The sequence below is a fragment of the Amycolatopsis sp. NPDC004747 genome (assembly GCF_053601335.1).
In genome coordinates this window covers 79155-100931 of record NZ_JBSGBQ010000024.1, presented here as the reverse complement: position 1 = coordinate 100931, position 21777 = coordinate 79155, and the positions used below count along the sequence as shown (strand labels likewise).

18 protein-coding genes are annotated in these 21777 nt (G+C 73.7%); 6 read left to right on the top strand and 12 right to left on the bottom strand.

Annotated features, from left to right (window positions below; all coding sequences use genetic code 11):
• Positions 1-7: 7 nt before the first annotated feature.
• Positions 8-757: an MHYT domain-containing protein gene (locus tag ACWEGE_RS32730; protein ID WP_449664314.1), complete on the top strand. Its 750-nt coding sequence runs from the start codon at positions 8-10 to the stop codon at positions 755-757.
• Between the two features lie 45 nt (positions 758-802).
• Here ACWEGE_RS32730 and ACWEGE_RS32725 read toward each other — a convergent pair whose 3' ends face one another.
• The gene (locus tag ACWEGE_RS32725; protein WP_449664313.1) at positions 803-3196 is read right to left on the bottom strand and encodes a DUF7617 domain-containing protein; all 2394 of its coding nucleotides are present in this window, start codon (positions 3194-3196) and stop codon (positions 803-805) included.
• A gap of 355 nt (positions 3197-3551) precedes the next feature.
• On the opposite strand from ACWEGE_RS32725, the gene ACWEGE_RS32720 reads away from it, so the two are divergent.
• Positions 3552-4538 (top strand): epimerase, encoded by a 987-nt coding sequence (locus ACWEGE_RS32720; protein ID WP_449664312.1) that lies wholly within the window; start codon positions 3552-3554, stop codon positions 4536-4538.
• A gap of 212 nt (positions 4539-4750) precedes the next feature.
• Here ACWEGE_RS32720 and ACWEGE_RS32715 read toward each other — a convergent pair whose 3' ends face one another.
• From ACWEGE_RS32715 to ACWEGE_RS32675, 9 genes are all read right to left on the bottom strand, one after another.
• Positions 4751-5503 (bottom strand): GntR family transcriptional regulator, encoded by a 753-nt coding sequence (locus tag ACWEGE_RS32715; RefSeq protein WP_449664359.1) that lies wholly within the window; start codon positions 5501-5503, stop codon positions 4751-4753.
• A 5-nt stretch (positions 5504-5508) separates the two neighbouring features.
• On the bottom strand, positions 5509-6999 hold the full coding sequence (locus ACWEGE_RS32710; protein ID WP_449664311.1) for a beta-N-acetylhexosaminidase: 1491 nt from the start codon (positions 6997-6999) through the stop codon (positions 5509-5511).
• Positions 6999-7817, bottom strand: a complete 819-nt coding sequence (locus ACWEGE_RS32705; RefSeq protein WP_449664310.1) for a carbohydrate ABC transporter permease — start codon at positions 7815-7817, stop codon at positions 6999-7001. The genes ACWEGE_RS32710 and ACWEGE_RS32705 overlap by 1 nt, the downstream gene beginning before the upstream one ends.
• Complete coding sequence (locus tag ACWEGE_RS32700; RefSeq protein WP_449664309.1) at positions 7814-8737, bottom strand: carbohydrate ABC transporter permease; 924 nt, start codon at positions 8735-8737, stop codon at positions 7814-7816. The genes ACWEGE_RS32705 and ACWEGE_RS32700 overlap by 4 nt, the downstream gene beginning before the upstream one ends.
• 70 nt (positions 8738-8807) lie before the next feature.
• Positions 8808-10082, bottom strand: a complete 1275-nt coding sequence (locus tag ACWEGE_RS32695; protein ID WP_449664308.1) for an extracellular solute-binding protein — start codon at positions 10080-10082, stop codon at positions 8808-8810.
• Positions 10083-10097: 15 nt separating this feature from the next.
• Entirely contained in the window at positions 10098-11273 is a 1176-nt protein-coding gene (locus ACWEGE_RS32690) for a carbohydrate-binding protein (RefSeq protein WP_449664307.1), read from the bottom strand.
• Between the two features lie 136 nt (positions 11274-11409).
• Complete coding sequence (locus ACWEGE_RS32685; RefSeq protein ID WP_449664306.1) at positions 11410-12354, bottom strand: threonine ammonia-lyase; 945 nt, start codon at positions 12352-12354, stop codon at positions 11410-11412.
• 10 nt (positions 12355-12364) lie between these two features.
• Complete coding sequence (locus ACWEGE_RS32680) at positions 12365-12739, bottom strand: VOC family protein (RefSeq protein WP_449664305.1); 375 nt, start codon at positions 12737-12739, stop codon at positions 12365-12367.
• Entirely contained in the window at positions 12736-13455 is a 720-nt protein-coding gene (locus ACWEGE_RS32675) for an arsenate reductase/protein-tyrosine-phosphatase family protein (protein WP_449664304.1), read from the bottom strand. The genes ACWEGE_RS32680 and ACWEGE_RS32675 overlap by 4 nt, the downstream gene beginning before the upstream one ends.
• Before the next feature lie 77 nt (positions 13456-13532).
• On the opposite strand from ACWEGE_RS32675, the gene ACWEGE_RS32670 reads away from it, so the two are divergent.
• Positions 13533-14696, top strand: coding sequence for an acyl-CoA dehydrogenase family protein (locus tag ACWEGE_RS32670; protein WP_449664303.1), 1164 nt, complete (start codon positions 13533-13535; stop codon positions 14694-14696).
• A gap of 350 nt (positions 14697-15046) precedes the next feature.
• On the opposite strand, the gene ACWEGE_RS32665 is transcribed toward ACWEGE_RS32670, so the two are convergent.
• Positions 15047-17341, bottom strand: coding sequence for an ATP-binding protein (locus tag ACWEGE_RS32665; protein WP_449664302.1), 2295 nt, complete (start codon positions 17339-17341; stop codon positions 15047-15049).
• 387 nt (positions 17342-17728) lie between these two features.
• Between ACWEGE_RS32665 and ACWEGE_RS32660 the strand changes: the two genes are divergently transcribed.
• Both ACWEGE_RS32660 and ACWEGE_RS32655 read left to right on the top strand, forming a co-directional pair.
• A complete protein-coding gene (locus ACWEGE_RS32660) occupies positions 17729-18958 on the top strand; it encodes an MFS transporter (protein ID WP_449664301.1) in 1230 nt (409 codons plus the stop codon).
• Between the two features lie 246 nt (positions 18959-19204).
• Complete coding sequence (locus tag ACWEGE_RS32655; protein ID WP_449664300.1) at positions 19205-20467, top strand: diguanylate cyclase domain-containing protein; 1263 nt, start codon at positions 19205-19207, stop codon at positions 20465-20467.
• 19 nt (positions 20468-20486) lie between these two features.
• Here the strand turns inward: ACWEGE_RS32655 and ACWEGE_RS32650 are convergent, their stop codons facing one another.
• Complete coding sequence (locus tag ACWEGE_RS32650; protein WP_449664299.1) at positions 20487-21482, bottom strand: LacI family DNA-binding transcriptional regulator; 996 nt, start codon at positions 21480-21482, stop codon at positions 20487-20489.
• A 119-nt stretch (positions 21483-21601) separates the two neighbouring features.
• Between ACWEGE_RS32650 and ACWEGE_RS32645 the strand changes: the two genes are divergently transcribed.
• On the top strand, positions 21602-21742 hold the full coding sequence (locus ACWEGE_RS32645) for a hypothetical protein (RefSeq protein WP_191306731.1): 141 nt from the start codon (positions 21602-21604) through the stop codon (positions 21740-21742).
• Positions 21743-21777 lie beyond the last annotated feature (35 nt).

Genomic DNA, 21777 nt, shown 5'->3' with positions numbered 1-21777 from the left:
CTTCGCCATGGAGCATTTCGCGCTGGGGCACTGGCTGCTCGTGCTCGCGTACCTGACGTCGGTCGTCGGCTGCGCGCTCGGGCTGGCGTGCGCGGTCCAGGCCCGGCACGCGGCCGATCCCCGGCACCGCGTGCGGTGGCTGGTGCTGGCGGCGGTCTCGATCGGCGGCGTCGGCATCTGGCTGATGCACTTCGTGGCGATGCTCGGCTTCAGCACCCCGGGCATGCCCGTCCGCTACGACATCTTCCGCACGGTCCTGTCGGCGATCCTTTCGGTGTCCGCCGTGTTCGCCGGGCTCGTGGTGGTGGGCGGCCGCGCGAAGTTCGGCTGGTGGCGCCTCGCCCTCGGCGGCGTCATCACCGGCCTGGCGGTGAACGTCATGCACTACACGGGGATGTCGGCGCTGCGGGTGAAAGGCGACTTCGGCTACGACGGCGGCCTGGTGGCGCTCTCGGTGGTGATCGCGGTGGTGGCGGCGACGGCGGCGCTGTGGTTCGCGGTCTTCCTCGACCGGCTCTCGCTGCGGCTGCTGGCCGGCTTCGTGATGGGTGCGGCGGTGACCGGCATGCACTACACGGGCATGGCGGCGGTCCGGATGAACATGGACCCCAGCGCCCCCGACCCGGCGGGCGCGGAGGTGTTCTCCTTCCTGTTCCCGGTGTTCGTGCTGGCGGCGATCGCGATGGCGGTGCCGCTGTGCGCGGTCCTGATGGCCCCGGCGGTCTCGCCGAAGGCCGCCGAGCCCGTCACGGTGTGAGCCGGCCCGCGGGGGACGTCCCCGCGGGCCGGTGCTTTCACCTCCCTACAGACCGCACAGCAGCGAACAGGCCTTGGCCGCCGACCAGTCCGTTGTGGACGGCGGTGTGCCCGGCGGGACGTTCACCGGCACGTAGCCGACCTTCGCCTTGTTGGTGATGGGGAACAGGTTCAGCAGCGCGAACGTCGTGCAGTACACCTGCTTCGACTGGCCGGCCGCCAGGGTGAACGGACCCGTCTGGCACGACGGCTCCACGGTGTCCACCACCTGCGCGGACGTGATCCCCACCGGACCATCGTCGGTCACCGTGATCCGCCAGTACGCCGACGCGACGAGCACCCCGAGCAGGCCCACCGGAGCCTGTTTCGCCCACGGTCCGGCGCCGCCCGGCCCGCAGTTGTCCGGGTGGACCGCCGTGCAGATCTCCTTCTCCACGGTGACCTTCGGGGTGCACGACGCGCCCGGGGCGACCGGGAGCGTCACCGTGTTGGAGGTGAACGAGCCCGTCGAGTCCGTGCCCGTCGCCGTGTTCGCCACCGACGTCACCGCGCAGTCCGCCGAAATCGCCGTGCGGAAGCAGAGCTGCGGTGCGTCGCCGGCGAAGTCGACCACCAGCGAGCCGCTGAAGCCCGCCGCGCTGTGCAGCACCAGCGTCGTCGTCACGGTGATCGACGGGTGCGCCGCCACCGAGACGCCGGTCAGGTCGACCGAGCCGTCCGGGGCGAAGCCCGGGGTCGGCACCACCGCGTTGTCCTGGTCGACGACGGTCACCCGCGACGCCGCGAAGTCGACGTTCGCCGGGTCGACGCCCGTCAGCCGCGCGGAGGTGTAGCCCTGCACGTGGCTTCCGCCGTCGCAGTAGAAGTCACCCGGACGCAGGGTCACCTGTCCGCCGGAGCGGACACACGGGGTCGCCCCGGTGGCCGGGTCCATCGAGAACAGCACGCCCGCGTCGCCCAGGCCGATCAGGCAGCCCGACGGCGCGTCGTAGGCGTACCCGTAGTCCCGGGTGTTGCCCCCGGCCGCGCTCGGGTGGGTGATCCGGGCGGGCAGGCCGGCGCACGCCGCCCCGGTCGTCCAGTCGTGGCACACCGCCGCGCCCGCCACGCCGCCGTTCCAGATGGCCAGGTAGCTGCGCACGTGGCCGTTCGGGTCGGTGACGACCTCCGGGTTGAAGACGTAGATCCCGCCGGTCAGCGCCGCCGCGCCCGGCGGGGCCGGCAGCGCGGAACCGTCCAGCGCGTAGCACGTCGTGGCGTTGGTGCCGCCGGTCGTGGACGAGCACGCTCCCACCGGGGCGCCGGCGGTGCTGAAGGCCGTGTAGGCGTTGTACGTGTAGTTGCCCGCCGGGCCGGTGGGCCGCGACGAGGCCCAGCCGGCGCACGCCGTGGCCGTTGCCGGGTCGAAGCAGCCCAGTGCCGGCTGGAGCGCGGCGCCCGGGCCGGACGTCGACGCGAACACCTTGCCCGCCACCACGGTCATGCCGCCGTAGACGTAGGGCTGGTTGACCGCCGGCACGACCGGCGCGTACGGCTGGCCGCCGCAGGCGCTCTGCGTGGCGATGGTCCAGCAGGTCACCGCCCCGGTGCTGAGTAGGCCGTACAGGTTGCCGCCGCTCTCCACGAGGCCCGCCATGCTGTTCACCGGCGGCGACCCGCCGAGCGTGGCCAGCGGCCAGTACCCGCAGTTGGCGGCGGCGGCCATGTCGAGGCACCCGACGCCGGCCGACGACGCCGTGAGCGCCGGGTAGTAGACCTTCGCGGGCGCGGCGGGGTCGCGCACGTACTGCTCGATGAGGGTGGTGGCGATGTCCCCGGCCCCCAGGGTGCCGAGCGGGCCGGGCGCGGTGTTGAGCACCTTCGGCCACGGGCCGCCCGGGCACCGCGTCCCGGTGGCGAGGTCGGTGCAGACCACCTTCGGCGACGTGGTCCCCAGGTGGTGGTAGATGTTCCAGGCCTGCAGCGCGCCGGACGGCGTGCGGTACAGGATCGGCGAGTAGCCGTCGCCGCCGGTCGCGGTGGTCACCGCCTGCACGGGCGGGGTGAGCGCGCCGCTCAGCCGGGTCGAGTCCGGACCGGCGGCGGGGTTCGTCGCGCGGACCGCGGTGACGCCGGAAGCGGGTTCGGTACCGGTGAACGTGCTGCCGTCGGTGGACCACTCCGGCGTCCAGCCGGGCGGGACGTGCAGCGAACCGGGCTGGTAGGCCTGCCCGGCCCCGACGGCGTCGGTGATCGTGGCGGCGCCGGTGGTGGTCGCGTGGTCTTCGTAGCCGACGACCCAGGTCGGGGTCGCGCCGTGCGCCGCCGGGGAACCGGTGCCCTGCACGGACTTGGTCAGCGCCGAGACCGCCGGGGCGGGGTCGGCGGCCGCGGGCAGCGGCGCGGTGGCGGCCGCGGCGAGCACCAGGGGCAGGACCGCCCCCAGCATGCGTCTTCGCATGGTTGGTCCTCGATTCGGGAAAGGGGTGGAATGGGCAGGAATCGTTTTCCTGGCCGAAGGAAAATCCTATGCCGCACCGGCAGTGCGTTTGAAGCGCTCTCACCCGGGCGCCGAAAAGGCGATGCGAACAGCGCAGTTCCCGCGCCGTTTGCCGTGGTGGGAGTCGGTTCTGACGAGCGGGTTCCGGGTGGGCCGTCACCCGGACGCTGTCCGCATTCACTCGTTCGGGTAACGAGGGCAGGCTAAGAAATCGCGTTTCCCGCCATTGCCGATGATTTATTCACCGGAAGCCCTCGTCATTCGCTGTGAGCGAATCCGCTGGCCAGGAGGGTGATCTTGGTGGTTGGGTGCCGGGGTGGAGATCTTGGTGCTGGGCGGGACGGCGTGGGTGGCCCGGGAGCTGTCCCGGCAGGCGATCGGCCGCGGCCACCGGGTGACCTGCCTCGCGCGGGGCGAAAGCGGAGAAGCCGCGGAGGGCGCGAAGCTGGTCGCCGCCGACCGGCGCGATCCGTCGGCGTACGCGCCCCTGCTCGACCGCGTGTGGGACGCGGTCGTGGAGGTGTCGTGGCAGCCGGGTTTCGTCCGCGGCGCACTCGACGCGCTGGGCGGCAAGGCCGGCCACTGGGTGTACGTCTCGTCCGGCAACGTCTACGCCTCGCACGCCACCCCGGGTGCGGACGAGTCCGCCGCCCTGCTCGCCCCGACGGACCGGACCGAGGTCGATCGCTCGCTGTACGGCGAAGCGAAGGTGGCGAGCGAGCAGGCGTCGACGGCGGCGGTGGGCGAGCGCCTCCTCGTCGCGCGAGCCGGGCTCATCGGCGGCCCGGGCGACCACACCGGGCGCTCCGGCTACTGGGTCGCCCGCGCGGCTCGCGACCCGCGAGGGCCGATGCTGGTGCCGGACACGCCGGAAGTGCCGACGCAGGTGATCGACGTGCGCGACCTCACCGCCTGGCTGCTCGACGCGGCGGAGAGGGGCACCACGGGCACGTACGACGCGGTCGGCCCGGTGGTGCCGTTCGGGGAGTGGATCGAGCTGTCCCGCGCGGCCGGCGGGCACACGGGCCCGGTGGTCACGGCGGGGGCGCGGTGGCTGCTCGACCGGGGCGTGGCCGAGTACATGGGGCCGGACTCGCTGGCGATGTGGCTGGTCGAGCCGGGCTGGGAGGGCTGGTCGGCCCGCGCCGGCTCCGCGGCGCACGCGGCGGGGCTGCGCCACCGGCCCCGCGCGGAGCTGCTGGCGGACACGCTGAATTGGGAACGCGAGCAGGGCCTCGACCGCGAGCGGCGCGCGGGCCTCAGCGCACGCCGCGAGCGCGAACTGCTCGCCGCCCTCGCCTGACGCCCGAAAGCGCCCCAAGGCGGCCTTGGTTGCGTCTGGCGCACCGAAGGCGGCCTCGGTTGCGTCTGGCGCACCCAAAGCGGCCTTGGTTGTGTGTGGCGCACCCAAGGCGACCTTGGCTGCGCCGCACGCACCGAAGGCGGCCTTGGGTGCGTGCGGCGCACCGAAGGCCACATCGGGGCGCTTGGGGCGGGAGCCGGAGCCGCGGGTTGCTAGCCGGATTCGGCGTCGAAGCGGAGTTTCGACGTGATGCGGTAGCGGTCGCCGCGGTAGACCGAGCGGGTCAGTTCCACCGCCCGGCCCGTCGTGTCGCGGGTGAGGCGCTCGATGTGCAGGATCGGCGCGTACACCGCGATCTCCAGCAGCTCGGCCTGGCCGGGGTCGGTGACCGCCGGCTCGATCGTCTGGACCGCGTCCTGCACCGTGATCCCGAAGCGTTCCCGCAGCAGGCGGTAGAAATTGCCCGTTTCGAGGTCCGCCGGCGACAGCCCCGGCACCAGGGACGCCGGCAGGGCCAGGTTTTCGATCGCGATCGGCTCGTCGTCGACGTGCCGGACGCGGGTCACGCGCAGCACCGGCGTGCCCGGCTCGAGCTCCAGCTCGCCGGCCGTCGCCCGCGGGGCCGGGGACACCGCGAACGCGACCACCCGGCTGGTCCAGTGGCCTTCCGCGGGCGGCACCGCGAGCCCGGTCGCCAGCTCCTGGGTGACCTTCTGCGGGCTGGTGAACGTGCCGCGGCCGCGTTGGCGCACCAGCAGCCCGGTGCGGGTCAGCTCGTCGATCGCGGCCCGGACCGTCGGGCGCGAAACGCCCAGCTCCGCGGCCAGGTCCCGTTCCGAGGCGAGGCCGGTGCCCGGGCCGGCGTTCTCGATCACCTTCAGCAGGTGCCGCCGGACGCGGTCGCGCTTCACCGTGGGCGGGCGGTCCGCCGGGTCCCCGGCCTGGGGCGAAGCCCCGGATGTCACACCGGTCAAGGCACCGTCTTCCCGGGTACTCCGAGCGCGCCGGCGAACCGGACGCGCTCCTTCGGCAGGGCACCCAGCGCCCGCAGCCGGGCGAGGTGGCCGGCCAGGCGCTGGTGGAAGTCAGCATAACCGCGGCCGGGCGGCGACCACGCCCGTTCGGCCAGCGCGCACAGCCGCGGGAACGCCAGGTGCCGCACGTGGTCCGGGGTCGGCGCGTGCTCGGTCCACAGCTGGGCCTGCGTGCCGAGCACCCCGGGCGCGGTCCCGTCGCTGACCGGCAGCCCGCCTTCCAGCGGGTCGAAGCGGTAGACGTCCTCCAGCGTGGTCACGGGCCCGCGCGGCGGCTCGCCGGGCTCTTCGCTCTGGGGGTAGTCGAAGTAGGTCGACGTGTGCGGTGCCATGACGACCTGGTGGCCGCGGGCGACGGCGAGCGCGCCGTGGGCGGCGTCGCGCCAGGCCGTCACGACCAGGTCCGCCGGCAGCCGGCCCGCCGCGTGCCCGGTCTCGTCCCAGCACACCGCCCGGCGGCCGAGGGCGGCGACGACGTCGTGCAGCCGGCCCAGGAACCACGGGTGCAGCTCGGCGGGGCGCACCCCGAGCTCGGCCGCCTTCCGCCGCGCGACCGGGCTGGTCTCCCACTGCGTCGTCGGGCATTCGTCGCCGCCGATGTGCAGGTAGGGCGAAGGGAACACCTCGGCGACCTGCGCCAGCACGTCCCGGCAGAAGGCGAAGGCGCCGTCGTGGACGCCGAGGATGTCCGGGCTGATGCCCCACTCCGTCCACACCGGCAGCGCCACCGAAGGCCGGTTGCCCAGCTCCGGGTAGGCGGCCAGCGCCGCGCGCACGTGGCCGGGCAGGTCGATCTCCGGCACGATCCGCACCCCGCGCTCGGCGGCGAAACCGGCCAGCTCGCGCAGCTCCCGCTGCGTGTAGAACCCGCCGTGCGGGACACCGTCGAAGACCCCGCTGCCCGCGGGCCCGATCATCGACTCCGCGCGCCACGCGCCGACTTCGGTGAGCCGGGGCCGGCCGCCGATCTCGATCCGCCAGCCCTGGTCGTCGGTGAGGTGCAGCTGCAGGACGTTGTACTTGTGCAGGGCCAGCAGGTCGACGAACTCGCGCAGGAACTCCAGGGGCATGAAGTGGCGGGCGACGTCGAGCAGCACGCCGCGCCACGGCAGCCGGGGTGCGTCGCGGATCACCAGGCACGGCAGCCGCGGGGCCAGCTGGCGGATCGTCTGCACCCCGGCGAGCAGGCCCGCTTCGGTGGACGCGGTGAGCAGCGCCCGCTCGGGCGAGACCTCCAGGGTGTACTCCTCCGGGCCGAGCCCCGGCCGGAGCGCGAGCCGGATGGACACTCCGTTGTGGACCAGCGGGAGGCCGGTGTAGGCGGCGAGCAGCCGGGCCGGGCCGCGGGTGCCGGGGCCGGCCAGGATCCCGGTGGGCACGCAGGAACCGGCGCGGCGGGTCAGCCGCGCGGGGCGGGGGACGAGCATCAGCCCTTCACCGCGCCCGCGGTCATGCCTTCGACCAGGTGGCGCTGCACGAGCGCGAAGAAGACGACGACGGGCAGCGCGAACAGCGTCGACGCGGCGATGAGGCCGCCGTAGTCGGTGCCCGTGCTGGTGCTGAACGAGACCAGCCAGACCGGCAGCGTGTACCCCGAACTGTCCTTCATGATCACGTAGGCGAACAGGAAGTCGTTCCACGCGGTGATGAAGGCGAACACGCTGGTCGCGATCAGCCCGGGCAGCACGAGCGGCAGCAGGACCGAACGCATGACGCGGCCGCGCGTCGCGCCGTCGACCAGCGCGGCTTCCTCCAGTTCGACCGGGATCCCGTGCAGGAAGCCGCGCAGCGTCCAGATCGTGAACGGCAGCACGAGCGCCACGTAGGTCAGGATCAGCCCCGGCAGCGTGTCGAGCAGGTGCGCGCTCTTGAGGCCGAGGAACAGCGGGATGACCAGCGCGGGAACCGGCACCATCTGCAGCACCAGCACGCCGACGAGGAAGCTGCGGCGGCCGAAGAACCGGAAGCGGGTCAACGCCGTCGCGGCCAGGAACGCGACCACGACGGACAGGACGACGACCGCGACGACCACCACGACGCTGTTGAGGAGGTCTTGGACGAACCCGGGCTTGGCGAGCGCGCCGGCGAAGTTGTCCAGCGTGACGTCGACGGGCAGGAACTCCGGCGTGGGCTGCAGGATCCGGCCCGTCGGCTTGAACGCGGTGAGCACCATCCAGTAGACCGGGAAGATCCACACGAGGCAGAAGACCGCCGCGACCGCGTTGCGGCCGAACCGCCGGATCACAGGTCCTCCCCGGAGCGGACGAGCCGCCGCACGTACCCGGCGGTGAGGGCGGCGAGCAGCGCGACCGAGACGACGGCGATGGCCGCGCCCTGGCCGAAGTCGTTGCGGCTGAAGGCACGGGTGAACGTCCAGATGCCCAGCGTCGTCGTGCCGCCGGCCGGGCCGCCCTGGGTCAGGATCCAGATCTGGTTGAAGACGGTGAAGTCCCAGATCACCGACAGGATCGTGACCAGACCGAGGATCGGCTGCAGGAACGGGAGGGTGATGGTGCGGTGCACCCGCCACGGCCCGGCGCCGTCGAGCTCGGCGGCTTCGTAGTAGGAGCGGGGGATCTGCGAAAGGCCCGCGTGGAGCGTGAGCGCGACGAACGGCACGGACTGCCACACGACGAGCAGCCAGACGAGGGTGAACGCCGACGTCGGGCTCGTCGTCCAGTCGCGCTGGGTGAGATCCCCGAAGCCGAGCCGGGTCAGCAGCCAGTTCACCACGCCGTAGCCGGGCTGGAAGAGCCACTGCCAGACCAGGGTGGACGCCACGTTCGGCAGCGCCCACGCCGTGATCAGACACAGCGTGACCGCCGTGCGCATCCGGCGGCCCAGGCGGCGCAGCAGCAGGGCGACGCCGAACCCGACCACGAGCGTGCCGGTCACCAGCGCGGCGCAGAACCCGGCACTGCGCGCGAGGACCGGCAGCAGCTGGGGGTCCGCCAGCACCGCGGCGTAGTTGTCCAGTCCGGCGAAGCCCGTCTTGCCGGTGAACAGCGACCGCAGACCGTACTCCTGCAGCGAGATCACGACCAGCCGGACGAGCGGGTAGCCGAGCACCAGCCCGAGCAGCGCGGCGGCGGGCAGGAGCAGGCCGTAGGGGAGCAGGGAACGGCGTCGCGTTCGTTCCCGGACGCGCGCCTTTTCCAGCAGCACGGGGACTCCTTCGCGGGACAGGGGCGGGGTGGCCCGGCGGGGACGGCGGTCGGCCGGGCCACCCCGCCGGTCAGCGGGCGCCCAGCGCCTCGGTGAGGTGGGCGTCGAACTCCCGGGCCGCGTCGGCGACCGGCCGGCGTCCGGTGGCGATGTCGGCGAAGAAACCGTTGATGGACTTGTCGCTTTCGATGGTCGCCCAGCCGGGGGCGGCCGGGGTGGCGACGCTGGTCTTCGCCGCGGTGGCGAAGGCCGCGTTGAGCGGTGGCAGCGACGGCGTGATCCGGTCGATCAGCTCGGTCGAAATCGGTGTCCAGCCGTCGATGCCGGCGACGGCGTCGCGCTGCACGGCCGGGTCCGTCGCCGCCTTGAGGTAGGCGAGCGCGAGGTCGGGGTTGCGGCTCTTGGCGGCGACGGCGAGGTCCGAGCCGCCGAGGAACACCGGCTGCGTCTTCCCGGGGGTGGCGCTCGGGAACGGGAACGTGCCCAGCCGGTCCTTCAGCTCCGGCTTGTTCTTGAGCACGGTGTTGACGCTCGTGTCGAGGATGGCCGCCGCGCCGCCGGAGGAGAAGATCGCGGCCTGGTCCGGGGCCTTCGTGTCGACGTTGCGCGACGCGGGGGCCGAGTAGGCGTTCTGGAAGTCCTTCCACGCCTGCAGTCCCTTGAGCGCCTCGGGGCTTTCCAGTGCGCCGGTCCACTTCCCGTCCTGCTGCGTGGCCAGCTGCCCGCCGGCGTCCCAGACGAACTGCAGCGCGCCGAACCAGTACCGGCCGGGGAAGTGGAAGACCGAGTAGTCCGGCGCCGGGTGCTTCGCCTTGATCTTGTCCAGGGCCGCGGTGAGCTCCGGGAAGGTCTTCGGCGGCTCGGTGACCCCGGCGTCGGCCCAGACCTGCTTGTCGTAGATCACCGCGCGGTTGCCGGCGAACAGCGGCGCGGCGTACAGCTTTCCGTCCACTGTGGCCGGTCCGGCCAGTCCGGGCAGCCAGGTCTGGCCCGCGGCGAGCTCGTCGCGGTGCGGGGTCAGGTCGCCCAGCGCGCCGTTGGCGGCGAACAGCGGGACGTCGGTGTTGCCGATCTCGATGACGTCCGGTGTGCTGTCCTGGGCCAGCGCCGTGCTGATCTTCGTGTTGATGTTGTCCCATTCCTGGATCTGCACGGTGACCTTGGCGCCGGTGGCCTTCTCGAACGCGGCGTTGATCGCCGCGGTGGCCTTGTCGCCGAGGTCGCCGTTCATCAGCCAGACGGTGAGCGTGCCGCCGCGGGCGGCGGGAGCGGGGGAGCCGGTGCCGCAGGCGGTGGCGGTCACGGCGGCGACGGCCAGTGCGGCGGCGAGGGTGCTTCTGCGCATGGGGGAACTCCCGGGTCAGCAGGGGCCGAGGTCGCGCCACTGGGCGGTGAGCCCGGGCTCGGAACCCTGGGTCCACCAGTTCGCCTGCCACAGGTGGCCGTTGTGCTTCACCCGCTGGCCCTCCAGGTACACCGTGCCCCAGTCCCATTCCGCTGCCGCGGAGCAGTTCGCGGGCTGGGTCGGGGTGGTGGGCGTCGTCGGCGTGGTGGGGGTGGTGGTGGTGGTGGTGGTGGTGGTCGGCGGCGGGCTGGTCGGGGTGGTGCAGCCGGTGACGGTGTCCACATGGGACGTTCCGGCGGAGCGGTACTGGCCGGCCTGCGCGACGGCGTCGGCCGGGGAAACGACCTGGTTGCCCGCGTAGTAGGTCCAGTCGACCTGTTCGGTGTAGACGCTGTTGCCGCTCGCGTGCCCGGCGGTGTCGATGAACCACATGTTGTAGTTGATGGACATCGGCGTGCGCGGGTACACCGGGTCGCCCTGGGCGTCGGTGGTGTGGTCGGCGGTGAGCACGCCGTCGATGTAGTACTTCACGTGCCCGCCGGAGACCTGGGTGACGACGTCGTGCCAGCCGGCGAAGCTGCGGTTCTGCGCGGTGGACGTGCGCAGGCCGTCCCACGTCGGGTTGTTCCAGTAGGTGTACCAGCTGGTCTGGTAGTTCGCCTGCGGGCCGCCCCAGCCGCCGTTGGGCAGGTATTCGGAGAAGTCCAGCTCGCTGTAGAGCGGGTCGCGGTCGTACCGCAGCGGGGAGATCGTGAAGTAGGTTTCGTTGACGTGGTCGCCGTCCGGGCCGCTGTCCGGCGCGTCGGTGAAGCGGACGCGGCTGGCGTACGTGCCTTCGAAGAAGCGCAGCTGGTTCTGGTAGAGCTCGGCGTGCGTGGTGCCGGCGGCGCTGCCGTCGGTGGTGGCGGTGAGCTGGGCGACGCGTTCGCCGTTCACGGCCGGGAAGCTGACGTTGCTCGTCAGCCACCGCGCACCGGGCACGCCGGGGCTGCCGACGTCGTTGCGCGTGGTCCACCCGGCACTGCCGAACGCGCCGTCGGTGGGCGAGGCGTAGTGGAAGTCGTCGAAGAGCACACCGCAACCGGCGGCGGCCGTCGCCGGGCTGGCGTCGGCCCCGCCGGAGAGGATCAGGGCGGTCGCGGCCGCGGTCGCGATGCTCGTCAAGGCTGCTGTGGTGGTCCGGATGGACATGGGTCTCCTCCTGGGGATGCCGTCCGCGGGGAGCGCCGATTGGTCTAGACGAATCAGGTGGCCAGTACCTTCCTCCCTGACCATTGGTAAAGTCAAGAAGGCGGCAGAACTTACCTTTGGTAATTTCCGGCGGGGGTCAGCCGACCCAGGCGCGGTACGCCGTCAGGTCCACGTTGCCGCCGCAGACGATCGTCACCACGTGGCGGCCGGCGAACCGGTCCCGGTTCTCGAGGATCGCCGCGATCCCGAGCGCCGCCGACGGTTCGACGACCAGCCCGGCGTGCTCCAGCAGCAGCCGCATCCCGGCGACGATCGACGCCTCCGTGACCAGGACGGCGTCGTCGGCGACGACGAGGAGGTCGGCCAGGACCTCCGGGATCGGCCGCCGCCCGGCCACGCCGTCGGCGATCGTGTTCGTCGGGCCGGTGGTGATCACGCGCCGCGCGTGCCAGGAACGCGTCATCGCCGGGGCACCGGCGGGTTGGACGCAGACCACCTCGGTGCCGGGGGCCTCCGACCGCACCACGTGCCCCACCCCGGTCGCCAGCGCTCCGCCGCCGAGGGCGATCAGGACGACGTCGAACGGCGGTCCGGCCACCAGTTCCAGGCCGATGGTCGCCGCACCCTCGCACGTTTCGAGGTCCAGGCTGTCCTCGACCAGCCGGATGCCGTCGCGGCGGGCGATGGCGACGGCGCGCTCGCGGGCCAGTTCGTGGTCGCCGTCCACCAGTTCCAGCCGGGCGCCGAGCGCGCGGATGCGGTCCAGCTTGGCCGCCGTCGCGTGCCGCGAAGCGACCACGGTGACGTCCAGCCCGCGGCCGCGCCCGGACCAGGCGAGCGCTTGGCCGAGGTTGCCCGCGCTGGCGCACACCACCGCCCCGGTGAGGCCGCTCGCGACCACTTCGGTGCCGCGGCCCTTGAAGCTGCGCACCGGGTTCGCCGTCTCCAGTTTGATGCTCACCGCGCACCCGAGCACCGGCTCCAGTGCCTCGCAGCGGTAGCGCGGGGTGTCGAGGAAGACCGGGTCGATCACCCGGCGGGCGGCCTGGATCCGGGCGAGGTCGAGGCGCGTCTGCGGCACCCGCGGCAGCCTAGTGCGCGGGCTGGAACAGCTCCACGAGGTTCCCGGCGGGGTCGGCCAGCAGCACCTGCCGCCCGCCCGGGCCGGACACCGCCTCGCTGCGGAAGGTCACCCCGGCCTCGGTCAGCCGGGTGATCTCGGCGTCGAGGTCGGCGACGACGAGGTGGATGCGGTTGCGCCCGGCGGCGGCGGAATCGGCCGGGGTGGCACGGGCGCCGGAGCTCGCCGGGCCGGACAGCAGCAGGCGCAGCGGGCCGCGGGTGACGTCGGCGAACGCCGGTGCCGCGCTCATCCGGACCGTGAAGCCCAGGTGGGTCGTGTAGAAGCCGAGTGCGGCCTGGACGTCGTCGACGATGTACCGGACGCTGGCGTACTGCTCACTCATGACCGGGCCTCCTTGCCGGGTACCAGTTCCGGCAGCAGGTGCCGGATGCGCGTGTCGAGCTGTGAAGCCGTCGCGGCCATCGAGTCCGCGGTCGGGTCGGGGATGCTCCAGTGGCGGCGGCGCGGGTGGTGCGGGAACTCCGGGCAGACCTCGCGGACCTTGTCGCACACCGTGATGACGTGGTCGAACCGCGCTCCGGCGACGGTGTCCAGGTGCCGCGGCCGCTGCCCGGTGACGTCGATGCCGAACTCGTCGGCGAGCACCCGGACCGCGCGGGGGTGCAGCGCGGCCTTCGGGTGGCTGCCCGCGCTCGTCACCGTCACCCGCCCGGCGGTTCTCCGGCGCAGCAGGGCTTCGGCGATCGGGGAGCGGGCGCTGTTGCCGGTGCAGACGAACAGCACGGCGACCCGTCCGGGCGGCGGAACCTCGGGACGCAGGGCGGGGTGCAGGGCCGCGCCGGTTTCGGCGAGCGCGCTCGCGCAGCGGTCGAGATCCAGGTGGTAGTAGCTGTCGCGGCCGTCGAAGGTGCTGCGGGTGGCCGTCACGAGGCCGCCGCCGCGCAGCAGCCGCAGGTGGTAGGAGACCAGGTTCTGCGGCTCGCCGACCTGTGCCACCAGTTCCCGCACCCGCAGGTCGCCGCCGGCGAGCGCGGTCAGCAGCGACCACCGCAGCGGGTGGGCGGCCAGGCGGACGAACGCGGGCGGCTGGGCGGCCATCCCCGGACGATACATCAAACGGGTTTGATGGAAAAGAGCGTCATGATGGGGGCGCGAGCCGAGCGAGAGGACAGCGGATGGACGGGCTGACCGAGGAGGAGGCCGCGATCGTCGCGGTGGTGCGGGACTTCGTCGACCGCGAAGTCCGGCCGGTGGCGCGGGAACTGGACCACACCGACACGTACCCGGAGGCGCTCGTCGAGCGCATGAAGGAGCTCGGCGTGTTCGGGCTGGCCGTCCCCGAGGCGTGGGGCGGCACGCCGGTCTCGGCCCGTTGCTTCGCCGAGGTCACCGAGGAACTGGCGCGGGGGTGGATGAGCCTCGCCGGCGCGATGGGCGGCCACACCGTCGTCGCGAAGCTCCTCGCCGCCTACGGCACCCCCGAGCAGCAGGAGCGCCACCTGCCGCGGATGGCCACCGGCGAGGTCCGGGCGACCATGGCGCTGACCGAACCCGGCGGCGGCTCCGACCTGCAGGCCCTGCGCACCACCGCCCGCCGCGACGGGGAGTCCTACGTGGTCGACGGCGCGAAGACGTGGATCACCAACGCCCGCCGGTCGCGGCTGGTCGCCCTGCTGTGCAAGACCGACCCGCGCGCGGTGCCCGCGCACGCGGGCATCAGCATCCTGCTCGCCGAGCACGGGCCCGGCTTCGAAGTCGCGCGCGACCTGCCGAAGCTCGGCTACAAGGGTGTGGAGAGCTGTGAACTGTCCTTTGTGGAGTTCCGCGTGCCGGTGACCGCGCTGCTGGGCGGGGAAGAGGGCCGCGGGTTCGCGCAGATGATGCGCGGGCTGGAGATCGGCCGCATCCAGGTCGCCGCCCGCGCCCTCGGCGTCGGCCGGGCCGCGCTGGAGGATTCGCTGCGCTACGCCCAGGAACGCGAGACCTTCGGGAAGCCGATCTGGCAGCACCAGTCGGTCGGCAACCACCTCGCCGACATGGCCACCAAGCTGGAGGCGGCTCGGCAGCTGGTCCACCACGCCGCCCGCCGCTACGACTCCGGCGAGCGCGCGGACCTCGAAGCGGGGATGGCGAAGCTCTTCGCTTCCGAGACGGCGATGGAGGTCGCCCTGAACGCGGTCCGCATCCACGGCGGCTACGGCTATTCGACCGAATTCGACGTCGAACGGTACTTCCGGGACGCGCCGCTGATGATCGTCGGCGAGGGGACGAACGAAATCCAGCGCACGGTGATCACCCGGCAGCTGATCCGGCGCCACCGCCTCGGCCGGCTGGAGTGAGCGTGGGGGGCCGTGCCGTCTTGGGGGAGGGGCAGGCACGGCCCCGCCACGCTCGGCCGGGTGGCGCGAGGTGGCGTCGCGTCGCCCGGCTGGTCCGAATTGCCCTAGCGGGCCCGGTTTCCCGCCGAGTAGACCGTCCAGGGTGGATTGCCGCATTGCGGCCGCCAAGTGCCGAGGTGCACCCATTGGCGGCCCCACGGGTGGGACATGAGGACCGTCGGGCGCCGGCACCGGGGGCAGGTCTGCGGCGCCGAGTCGATGGACACTCGTCCTCCTCCGAACGGTGGTGGTGACGGGGAAGAGGATCGTCCGAACAGGACCACGAGGGACCGGGGAAACTACCCGGATCGCTACGCGGGTTGCCCGGGTTGGCCCGCCAGCCACGAAGCGACCTGGGTGCGCGAGGTGAGGCCGAGCCGCACCAGGATGTTCTCGACGTGCCCTTCGACGGTCCGTCCGCTGAGGACCAGGGCGGCCGCGATCTCCTTGTTGCTCATCCCGCGGGCCACCAGCTCGGCGATCTCCCGCTGCCGCCGGGTCAGCCCGCCCGGCTCGGCCGCCTTGCCCGCCACGCGCGGGGCGGGCCGCTCCCGCAGCGCGTACCGGACGACCTCGTCGAGGCCGGCGCCGGCCGCCTCGGCGAACGCCGCGTCGAAGACGTCGTCCCCGAGCGCCTTGCGGGCCGGCGCCGCGCACTGCTCGTCGACCGCCTCGTAGGGGCGCATTTCCCCGACGCGGGCGCCGCTGAGCCGCCAGACCGCGTCGGCACCGCCGAGCAGCCGGGCCGCCCGCTCGTGCTCGCCTTCGGCCGAGTGGCACCACGCGAGCGCCTCGACGAGGAAGGCGAGCAGCGTCCGGTCCGGCAGCCGCAGCGCGACGGCTTCGCGCAGCAGGTCCGCGGCCTGCCGGGGTTCTCCGGCGCGCCAGCGGTGGATCGCGACGGCCCACAGCGCGTAGCCCCGTGACCAGCGCGCCTCGTGCCGGTCGGTCAGGGCGAGTGCTTCCTCCGCGGCGACGGCGCCCTGCGGGTCACCGAGGAAGAAGCGCGCGGCGGCCAGCAGGATCAGCGTGTCGAACACCAGCAGCGCGTCGCCTGCCGTGCGGTACCCGGCCAGCGCCCGCTCCAGCAGTTCGGTCCCACCGGTCAGATCGCCGCCGAAGAAGGTGGCCATGCCGGCGCACTCCGTGTGGCCGGCCCGGAGCCGTTCGTCGTCGAACTCGACGGCGAGTTCGCCCAGCTCCGCCAGCAGTTCGGCGTGCGGCGCGCCGGTCTGGATCGCCAGGAACGCCATCGCGTACAGCCCGCGGGCCCGGACCAGGGTGCGCTCACGGCACAGTTCGAGGCCGCGCCGCAGGTATCGGCAGCCTTCCGGGACGAGGCCGCCGCCGTACCAGAAGTTCCACAGCGAAGCCGCGATGTCGAGCGCCTGGCTCGCCTGCCCCGGGCCGGACAGGCAGTGTTCCAGCACCGCCCGGAGGTTGGCGTGCTCGCGGCGCAGCCGGCCGAGCCACTCGGACTGCCGGGGGCCGAACCCCTCGGCCCGGTAGCGCCGCGCCAGGTCCGCGTAGTACCCGGCTTGCCGGGCCCGCACCTCGGCCTCGGCGTCGCCGTCGGCCAGCCGGGCGCCGCCGTACTCGCGGACGGTCTCCAGCATGCGGTACCAGGCGTGCCGCCCGAAGGTGCCGTTCTGCCGCCGGACGACCGATTTGTCGACCAGGCCCGTGAGGACGTCCAGCGTGCTGCCGGCGTCTTCCGCGAGCACGCAGACGTGCTCGGCGGCGTCGAGGTCGAACCCGCCGGGGAACACCGACGCCTGCGCCCACAGCCGCTGCTCCGCGGGCGTGCACAGCTCGAAGCTCCAGCCGATCGCCGCTTCGAGGGTCCGGCGGCGGGGCGGCACCGCGGCCGGGCGGGAGGTGAGCAGGCCGAGCCGGTCGTCGAGGCGTTCGAGGACCTGGTCGGCCGACAGCACGCGCACGCGGACGGCGGCCAGCTCGATGGCCAGCGGGATGCCTTCCAGCCGGCGGCAGATCCGGCTCACCGCCGGGCGGTTGTCCGGGGTGAGCTCGAAGCCGGGCGAGACGGCCGCCGCGCGATCGGCGAACAGCGTGACCGCTTCGACCGGGCCGCCGCCGGGTTCGCCGGCTTCGGGCACCGGCAGCGGCTCGACGTGCAGGAGGTGCTCGCCCTCGACGTGCAGCGTGTGCCGGCTGGTGGCCAGGACCCGGAGCCCGCCGGAGACCGCGAGCAGCTTGGCGACCAGCCTCGCGCACTCGTCGGCGACGTGCTCGCAGTTGTCCAGCACCAGCAGCAGCTGTTTGTCTTCGAGGTACTCGGCGAGCCCGGCGGCCTGGTCGCTGGTCCCGCGCAGGCCGAACGCCGTCGCCACGGTGGCCGGGACCAGGTGCGGATCCCCGACGTCGGCCAGCTCGACCAGCCACACACCGTCCGGGAACGCCCGGCGCACGTCGGCCGCGACCCGCAGCGCCAGCCGCGTCTTGCCGACGCCGCCGGCCCCGGTCAGCGTGACCAGCCTGGCCGTGGCCAGCAGGCGTTTCGCTTCGCCCAGCTCGTGCCGCCTGCCGACGAAGCTGGTCAGCTCGGCCGGGAGGTTTCCGGCACTCCGGCGGGAACGGGCACCCATGCGCCGAGTCTAGGTCCGCACCGTGTCGTCCCTCCAATCACGCGTGCTGCCTCCTCAATCACGGGTGATGCCCCTCTGATCACGCGTGATGCCCCCTTCCGCACCCCGGCCGGCCGGGCGGGGAGAGGCTTCGAACGTGATTGAGCGGGCATCACGCGTGATTGAAGGGGCATCACCTGTGATTGAAGGGACGACACGGTGCGGGATCCGGCCGGCCGGCCGTGGTCCGCGCGGGCCGCGAACTCTTCGGCGGCACGGTTTCCCGCGGTGAGCGGGCGAGCCGGAGTGGCCGCCGGGCGCGGTCCCGTGGTGCCCGGGCCGCCCGCGCGCTACCGTGAGCGTCTTGGGCAACGCTCTGCGTGACAGGTGCCGGCCTGGGGGTGGGGGATGGGTGCGACGCGGTCCGCGTTCGCGGTACGAGGGTTCCGCCTGCTCTGGCTGGCGGGCCTGCTGTCGGTGGCCGGCGATCAGCTGGCCCGGGTCGCCTTGTCGATACTGGTCTTCGAGCGCACCGGTTCGGCGGCGCTGAGCGCGGCGACGTACGCGCTGTCGATGCTGCCCGCCCTCGTGTCCGGCGCGCTGCTGTCGTGGCTGGCCGACCGGTACCCGCGGCGCCGGGTGATGGTGACCTGCGACGCGATCCGGGCCGCGCTGGTCGCGGTGATGGCCGTGCCCGCGGTGCCCTTGCCGCTGATGGCCGTACTGCTCGTGCTGGTGCAGCTGGCCGAAGCGCCGTTCTCGGCCGCGCAGGGCGCCGTGCTGCCCGAGCTGCTGGGCAGCCGGTACGAGGCGGGGCAGACGGTGCAGCAGGTGACGGCGCAGCTGTGCCTGGTGCTCGGGTTCGCCGCGGCCGCGTTCGTGGTCACCGGGTTCGGCGCCCACGTCGCACTGGGCGTCGACGCCGCCACGTTCGCCGCTTCCGCGCTGCTGATCCGCGCCGGCCTCGGACGGCACCGGCCGCCGGCCGCGGACGGCGAAGGCGGGGCGACGTGGTGGCGGCGGTCGTGGCGCCGGATCGGGGCGGGCGCGGTGGCCGTCGGCCGGGACCGGCGGCTGGCCACCCTGGTGTGGCTCGGCTGGCTCGCGTTGTTCACCGTCGTCCCCGAGGGGCTCGCGGTCCCGTTCGCTCACCAGACCGGGGTCGGCGGCGAATGGATCGGGGTGCTCCTCGCCGCGGAACCGGCGGGCGCGGTCGCCGGCGCGCTGCTGCTGCGGCGGGTCGCCCGGCCGGTGCGGGTGCGCGCGCTCGGCGTGCTGGCGGTCGGGACGTCGGCGCCGCTGATGGCCTTCTGGGGCCGGCCGACCCTGGGTGCGGCACTGGCGCTGCTGTTCGTGTCGGGGCTGTGCTCGGCCTACCAGGTCACCGCGGGCGCGACGTTCGTCCAGCTCTCCCCGCCGCGGGTGCGCGGGCGGACCCTCGGCTTCGCGCGGACCGGCATGGTCGCCGGGCAAGGGCTCGGGATCGTGGCCGGCGGCGTCCTCGCCCAGCTGGTCGGGCCGGCGGCGGCGATCGCCTGGGCGGGGACCGCGGGAGCGCTGGTCGCGCTCGCCGCGGCCGCGGCCTGGGCACGCCGCCGCCCGGACGCCGTTTCGGCCGCGCTCCCGGCCGAGGCCTGAGGTTCGTCACCAGCCTTTGTCGCTCATCGCGGCGCTCCTTCCCGGTGGCAGGGGAGTGGGTTCGAGGTTTCACCAGCCCTTGTCGCTCATCGGCTCGCCCCTTCCGTGCGGTTCGTCCGGTGCCGGATACCCGGAATGGTCTCAGGCCGCCCGGTCGGGTCGCGATGGCGGGAAACGCCTGACATCCGGCCGTGACGCGACTACCCTGGGCGATCGGGGGATCACCGGCGCGGGGGAGGCGCTGCGATGGGGGAAAGCGTGGACACCGGCGGAGGCCGAGCGCCGTCGGGCTGGAAACTGTGGGCGTTGCCGGGCCGGGTGCGGGTCCTCGTCCTGGGCGTGGACCTGGCGGCGATCGGCGTGCTCGTGCTCGCGGCGCGCGAAGCACCGACACCGGAGCAGTGGGTGACGGCGGGCTGGCTGGCCGCCGCGGCCCTGCCCCACCTGCACGCGTCGCACCTGATCGAGCGGCGGCGCCGCGACCGCGCGGGCACGCCGTACGTCGACCTCTGCAGCGTCTGGATCTTCGCCGGGGTGATCGCGGTGCCCCTGGTGCTCGAACTGGTGCTGGTGGCGCTGATCTACGTCCACCGCTGGGTGCTGGTCAACCGGTTCGACCCGGTCCGGCCACCGCACCGCACGGTGTTCACCGCCGCCACGCTCGCGCTGGCCGCGGCCGCCGCGGCCGCCGTGCTGGGCTCGACCGGCGTCCACGAGCGCCTCGCCTCGGGTGCGCGGCCCGGCTGGGCCGACCTGGTCGCCGTGGTCGCCGCGGCCGCGGTGCAGTGGGCGGTCAACACCGGGCTCGTCGGCACCGTCATCGCCTGGACGGTCACCGTCGAGCACCCCCGCCGGCTGCTCGGGAGCGCGTCGGACAACCTGCTGGAGGTCAGCCAGCTGGCGCTGGGCGTGTTCGTCGCGCTCGCCCTGCTGTGGTGGCCGCCCGCCGCGCTGCTGATGATCATCCCGACGTTCGCGCTGCACCAGTGCGTCCAGCTCGACCAGTTCAAGCTCGCCGCCCGCACCGACCAGCGCACCGGCCTGCTCAACGCGATCGCCTGGCACGAACAGGCCGAGCACGCGCTCGAGCGCACCCGCGGCCGGATCGGCGTGCTGATGATCGACCTCGACTGGTTCAAGCGCATCAACGACACCCACGGCCACCCGGTCGGCGACGACGTCCTCGCCGAGGTCGCCACCGTGCTCACCCGCGCCGTCCGGCGCGGCGACACGGTCGGCCGCTACGGGGGCGAGGAGTTCGCGGTGCTGCTGCCCGACGTCGACGAGGCCGAGGTCCGCGCGATCGCCGAGCGGATCCGCCTCCGGATCCGGGCCCTGCGCATCACGGCGCCGACGGGCGAGCCGGTGCGGCTGTCGGCGACGATCGGCGCGGCGCTGCACCCCGCGGAGCCGCGCGCCGGTCTCGACGAAATGATCCGCGCGGCCGACGACGCGCTGTACGCGGGCAAGAAGGCCGGCCGCGACCGGGTGGCGGTGGCCGGGTGGTGAAGCGGTGGCGTCTCGGCGCTCAGCTCGTCCCGCGGACTTCCAGGCGGTGGGGCGCGACGATCGACCGCGGGGGTTCCGGGGCGGCCGCCTGCCGCGCCAGGCGGTCGAGGGCGAGCTCGGCGATGCGGTCCTTGTCCGGCGACACCGTCGTGAGGGCCGGCACGCTGTAGCGGCCGTCTTCGATGTCGTCGAACCCGGCCAGCGCCAGGGATTCCGGCACCGCGACCCGCCGGTCGGCGGCGGCCCGCAGCGCGCCGAGGGCCAGTTCGTCGGTGAAGCAGAAGACCGCGTCGGGCGGCCGGGGCAGGTCCAGCAGGTGCAGCATCGCCCGGTGGCCGTCGGCCCGGTGCAGGCGCCGCACCGGCACCTCCAGCTCCGGCTCGGCGGGCAGGCCCGCCTCGGCCAGCGCCTGCCGGTAGCCGGCGACCCGCTGCCGCGCCGTCGCGTTCAGCGAGCTTGGCTGGATGCCCAGCGCCGCCACGCGGCGGCGGCCCGAAGCCAGCAGGTGCCGGGTCGCCTCGCGCGCGGCGGCGACGTTGTCGATGGCGACGTGGTCGACGCCGGCGGTGCCGTCGTGCTCGCCGAGCAGCACCAGCGGGACGGGGTCGGTGCGCGCGGCCAGCTCCGCCGGGGCCACCGCCCACGGGCTGAACAGCACGCCGTCGACCAGCTGGCTGCGCCGGCCGTGCAGCAGTTCCGTTTCGCGCTCGGCGTCGCCGTCGGTCTGGTCGATGAGCACGGTCAGGCCCCGGGCGCCGGCGATCCGCACGGTCCGCGCGGCCAGCTCGGCGAAGTACGGCGAGTCGATCTCGGGGACCACCAGCGCCACCAGCCCGGTCCGGCCGCGGCGCAGGGTGCGCGCGGCCAGGTTGGGCCGGTAGCCGAGCGCGTCGATGCTCGCCTGCACGCGCTCCCGGGTCGCCGGGGCCACGTACCGGAACCCGTTGACCACGTTGGAGACCGTGCGCACCGAGACACCGGCGTGCGCGGCCACGTCACGCAGTTTCGGGTTCACCGGCGCAGCGTACCCCTTGCAACGTGGCATGCCACGTTGCAAATCGAGCGGCCACGCCATCGTGCTCCCGGGCGGGCCGCCGGATGTTTGGCGGCCCGGTACGCGGGCACCTGGTGGCCATGGCTGAAGCGGGAATCACCGAAATGACGGGCCGGGCCGGCGTCGTCGCGGCGCTGCGCCGCGTGTTGCTCGCCTTCGGGGTCGGTGGCGCGCTGGCGTGCCTCGCCTGGATGGCGTTGTGGCTGGCCATGCACGTTTAGCTGCCGGCTCCGGCCACGCGGGGTGGCCGGAGCCG

What these genes read in the sequence shown, in the direction of transcription:
- ACWEGE_RS32730 (WP_449664314.1), top strand. Translation starts at nt 8, where the DNA reads ATGGAGCATTTCGCGCTGGGGCACTGGCTGCTCGTGCTCGCGTACCTG.
- ACWEGE_RS32725 (WP_449664313.1), bottom strand. Translation starts at nt 3,196, where the DNA reads ATGCGAAGACGCATGCTGGGGGCGGTCCTGCCCCTGGTGCTCGCCGCG.
- ACWEGE_RS32710 (WP_449664311.1), bottom strand. Translation starts at nt 6,999, where the DNA reads ATGCTCGTCCCCCGCCCCGCGCGGCTGACCCGCCGCGCCGGTTCCTGC.
- ACWEGE_RS32695 (WP_449664308.1), bottom strand. Translation starts at nt 10,082, where the DNA reads ATGCGCAGAAGCACCCTCGCCGCCGCACTGGCCGTCGCCGCCGTGACC.
- ACWEGE_RS32690 (WP_449664307.1), bottom strand. Translation starts at nt 11,273, where the DNA reads ATGTCCATCCGGACCACCACAGCAGCCTTGACGAGCATCGCGACCGCG.
- ACWEGE_RS32680 (WP_449664305.1), bottom strand. Translation starts at nt 12,739, where the DNA reads ATGAGTGAGCAGTACGCCAGCGTCCGGTACATCGTCGACGACGTCCAG.
- ACWEGE_RS32675 (WP_449664304.1), bottom strand. Translation starts at nt 13,455, where the DNA reads ATGGCCGCCCAGCCGCCCGCGTTCGTCCGCCTGGCCGCCCACCCGCTG.
- ACWEGE_RS32670 (WP_449664303.1), top strand. Translation starts at nt 13,533, where the DNA reads ATGGACGGGCTGACCGAGGAGGAGGCCGCGATCGTCGCGGTGGTGCGG.
- ACWEGE_RS32665 (WP_449664302.1), bottom strand. Translation starts at nt 17,341, where the DNA reads ATGGGTGCCCGTTCCCGCCGGAGTGCCGGAAACCTCCCGGCCGAGCTG.
- ACWEGE_RS32660 (WP_449664301.1), top strand. Translation starts at nt 17,729, where the DNA reads ATGGGTGCGACGCGGTCCGCGTTCGCGGTACGAGGGTTCCGCCTGCTC.
- ACWEGE_RS32655 (WP_449664300.1), top strand. Translation starts at nt 19,205, where the DNA reads ATGGGGGAAAGCGTGGACACCGGCGGAGGCCGAGCGCCGTCGGGCTGG.
- ACWEGE_RS32645 (WP_191306731.1), top strand. Translation starts at nt 21,602, where the DNA reads ATGGCTGAAGCGGGAATCACCGAAATGACGGGCCGGGCCGGCGTCGTC.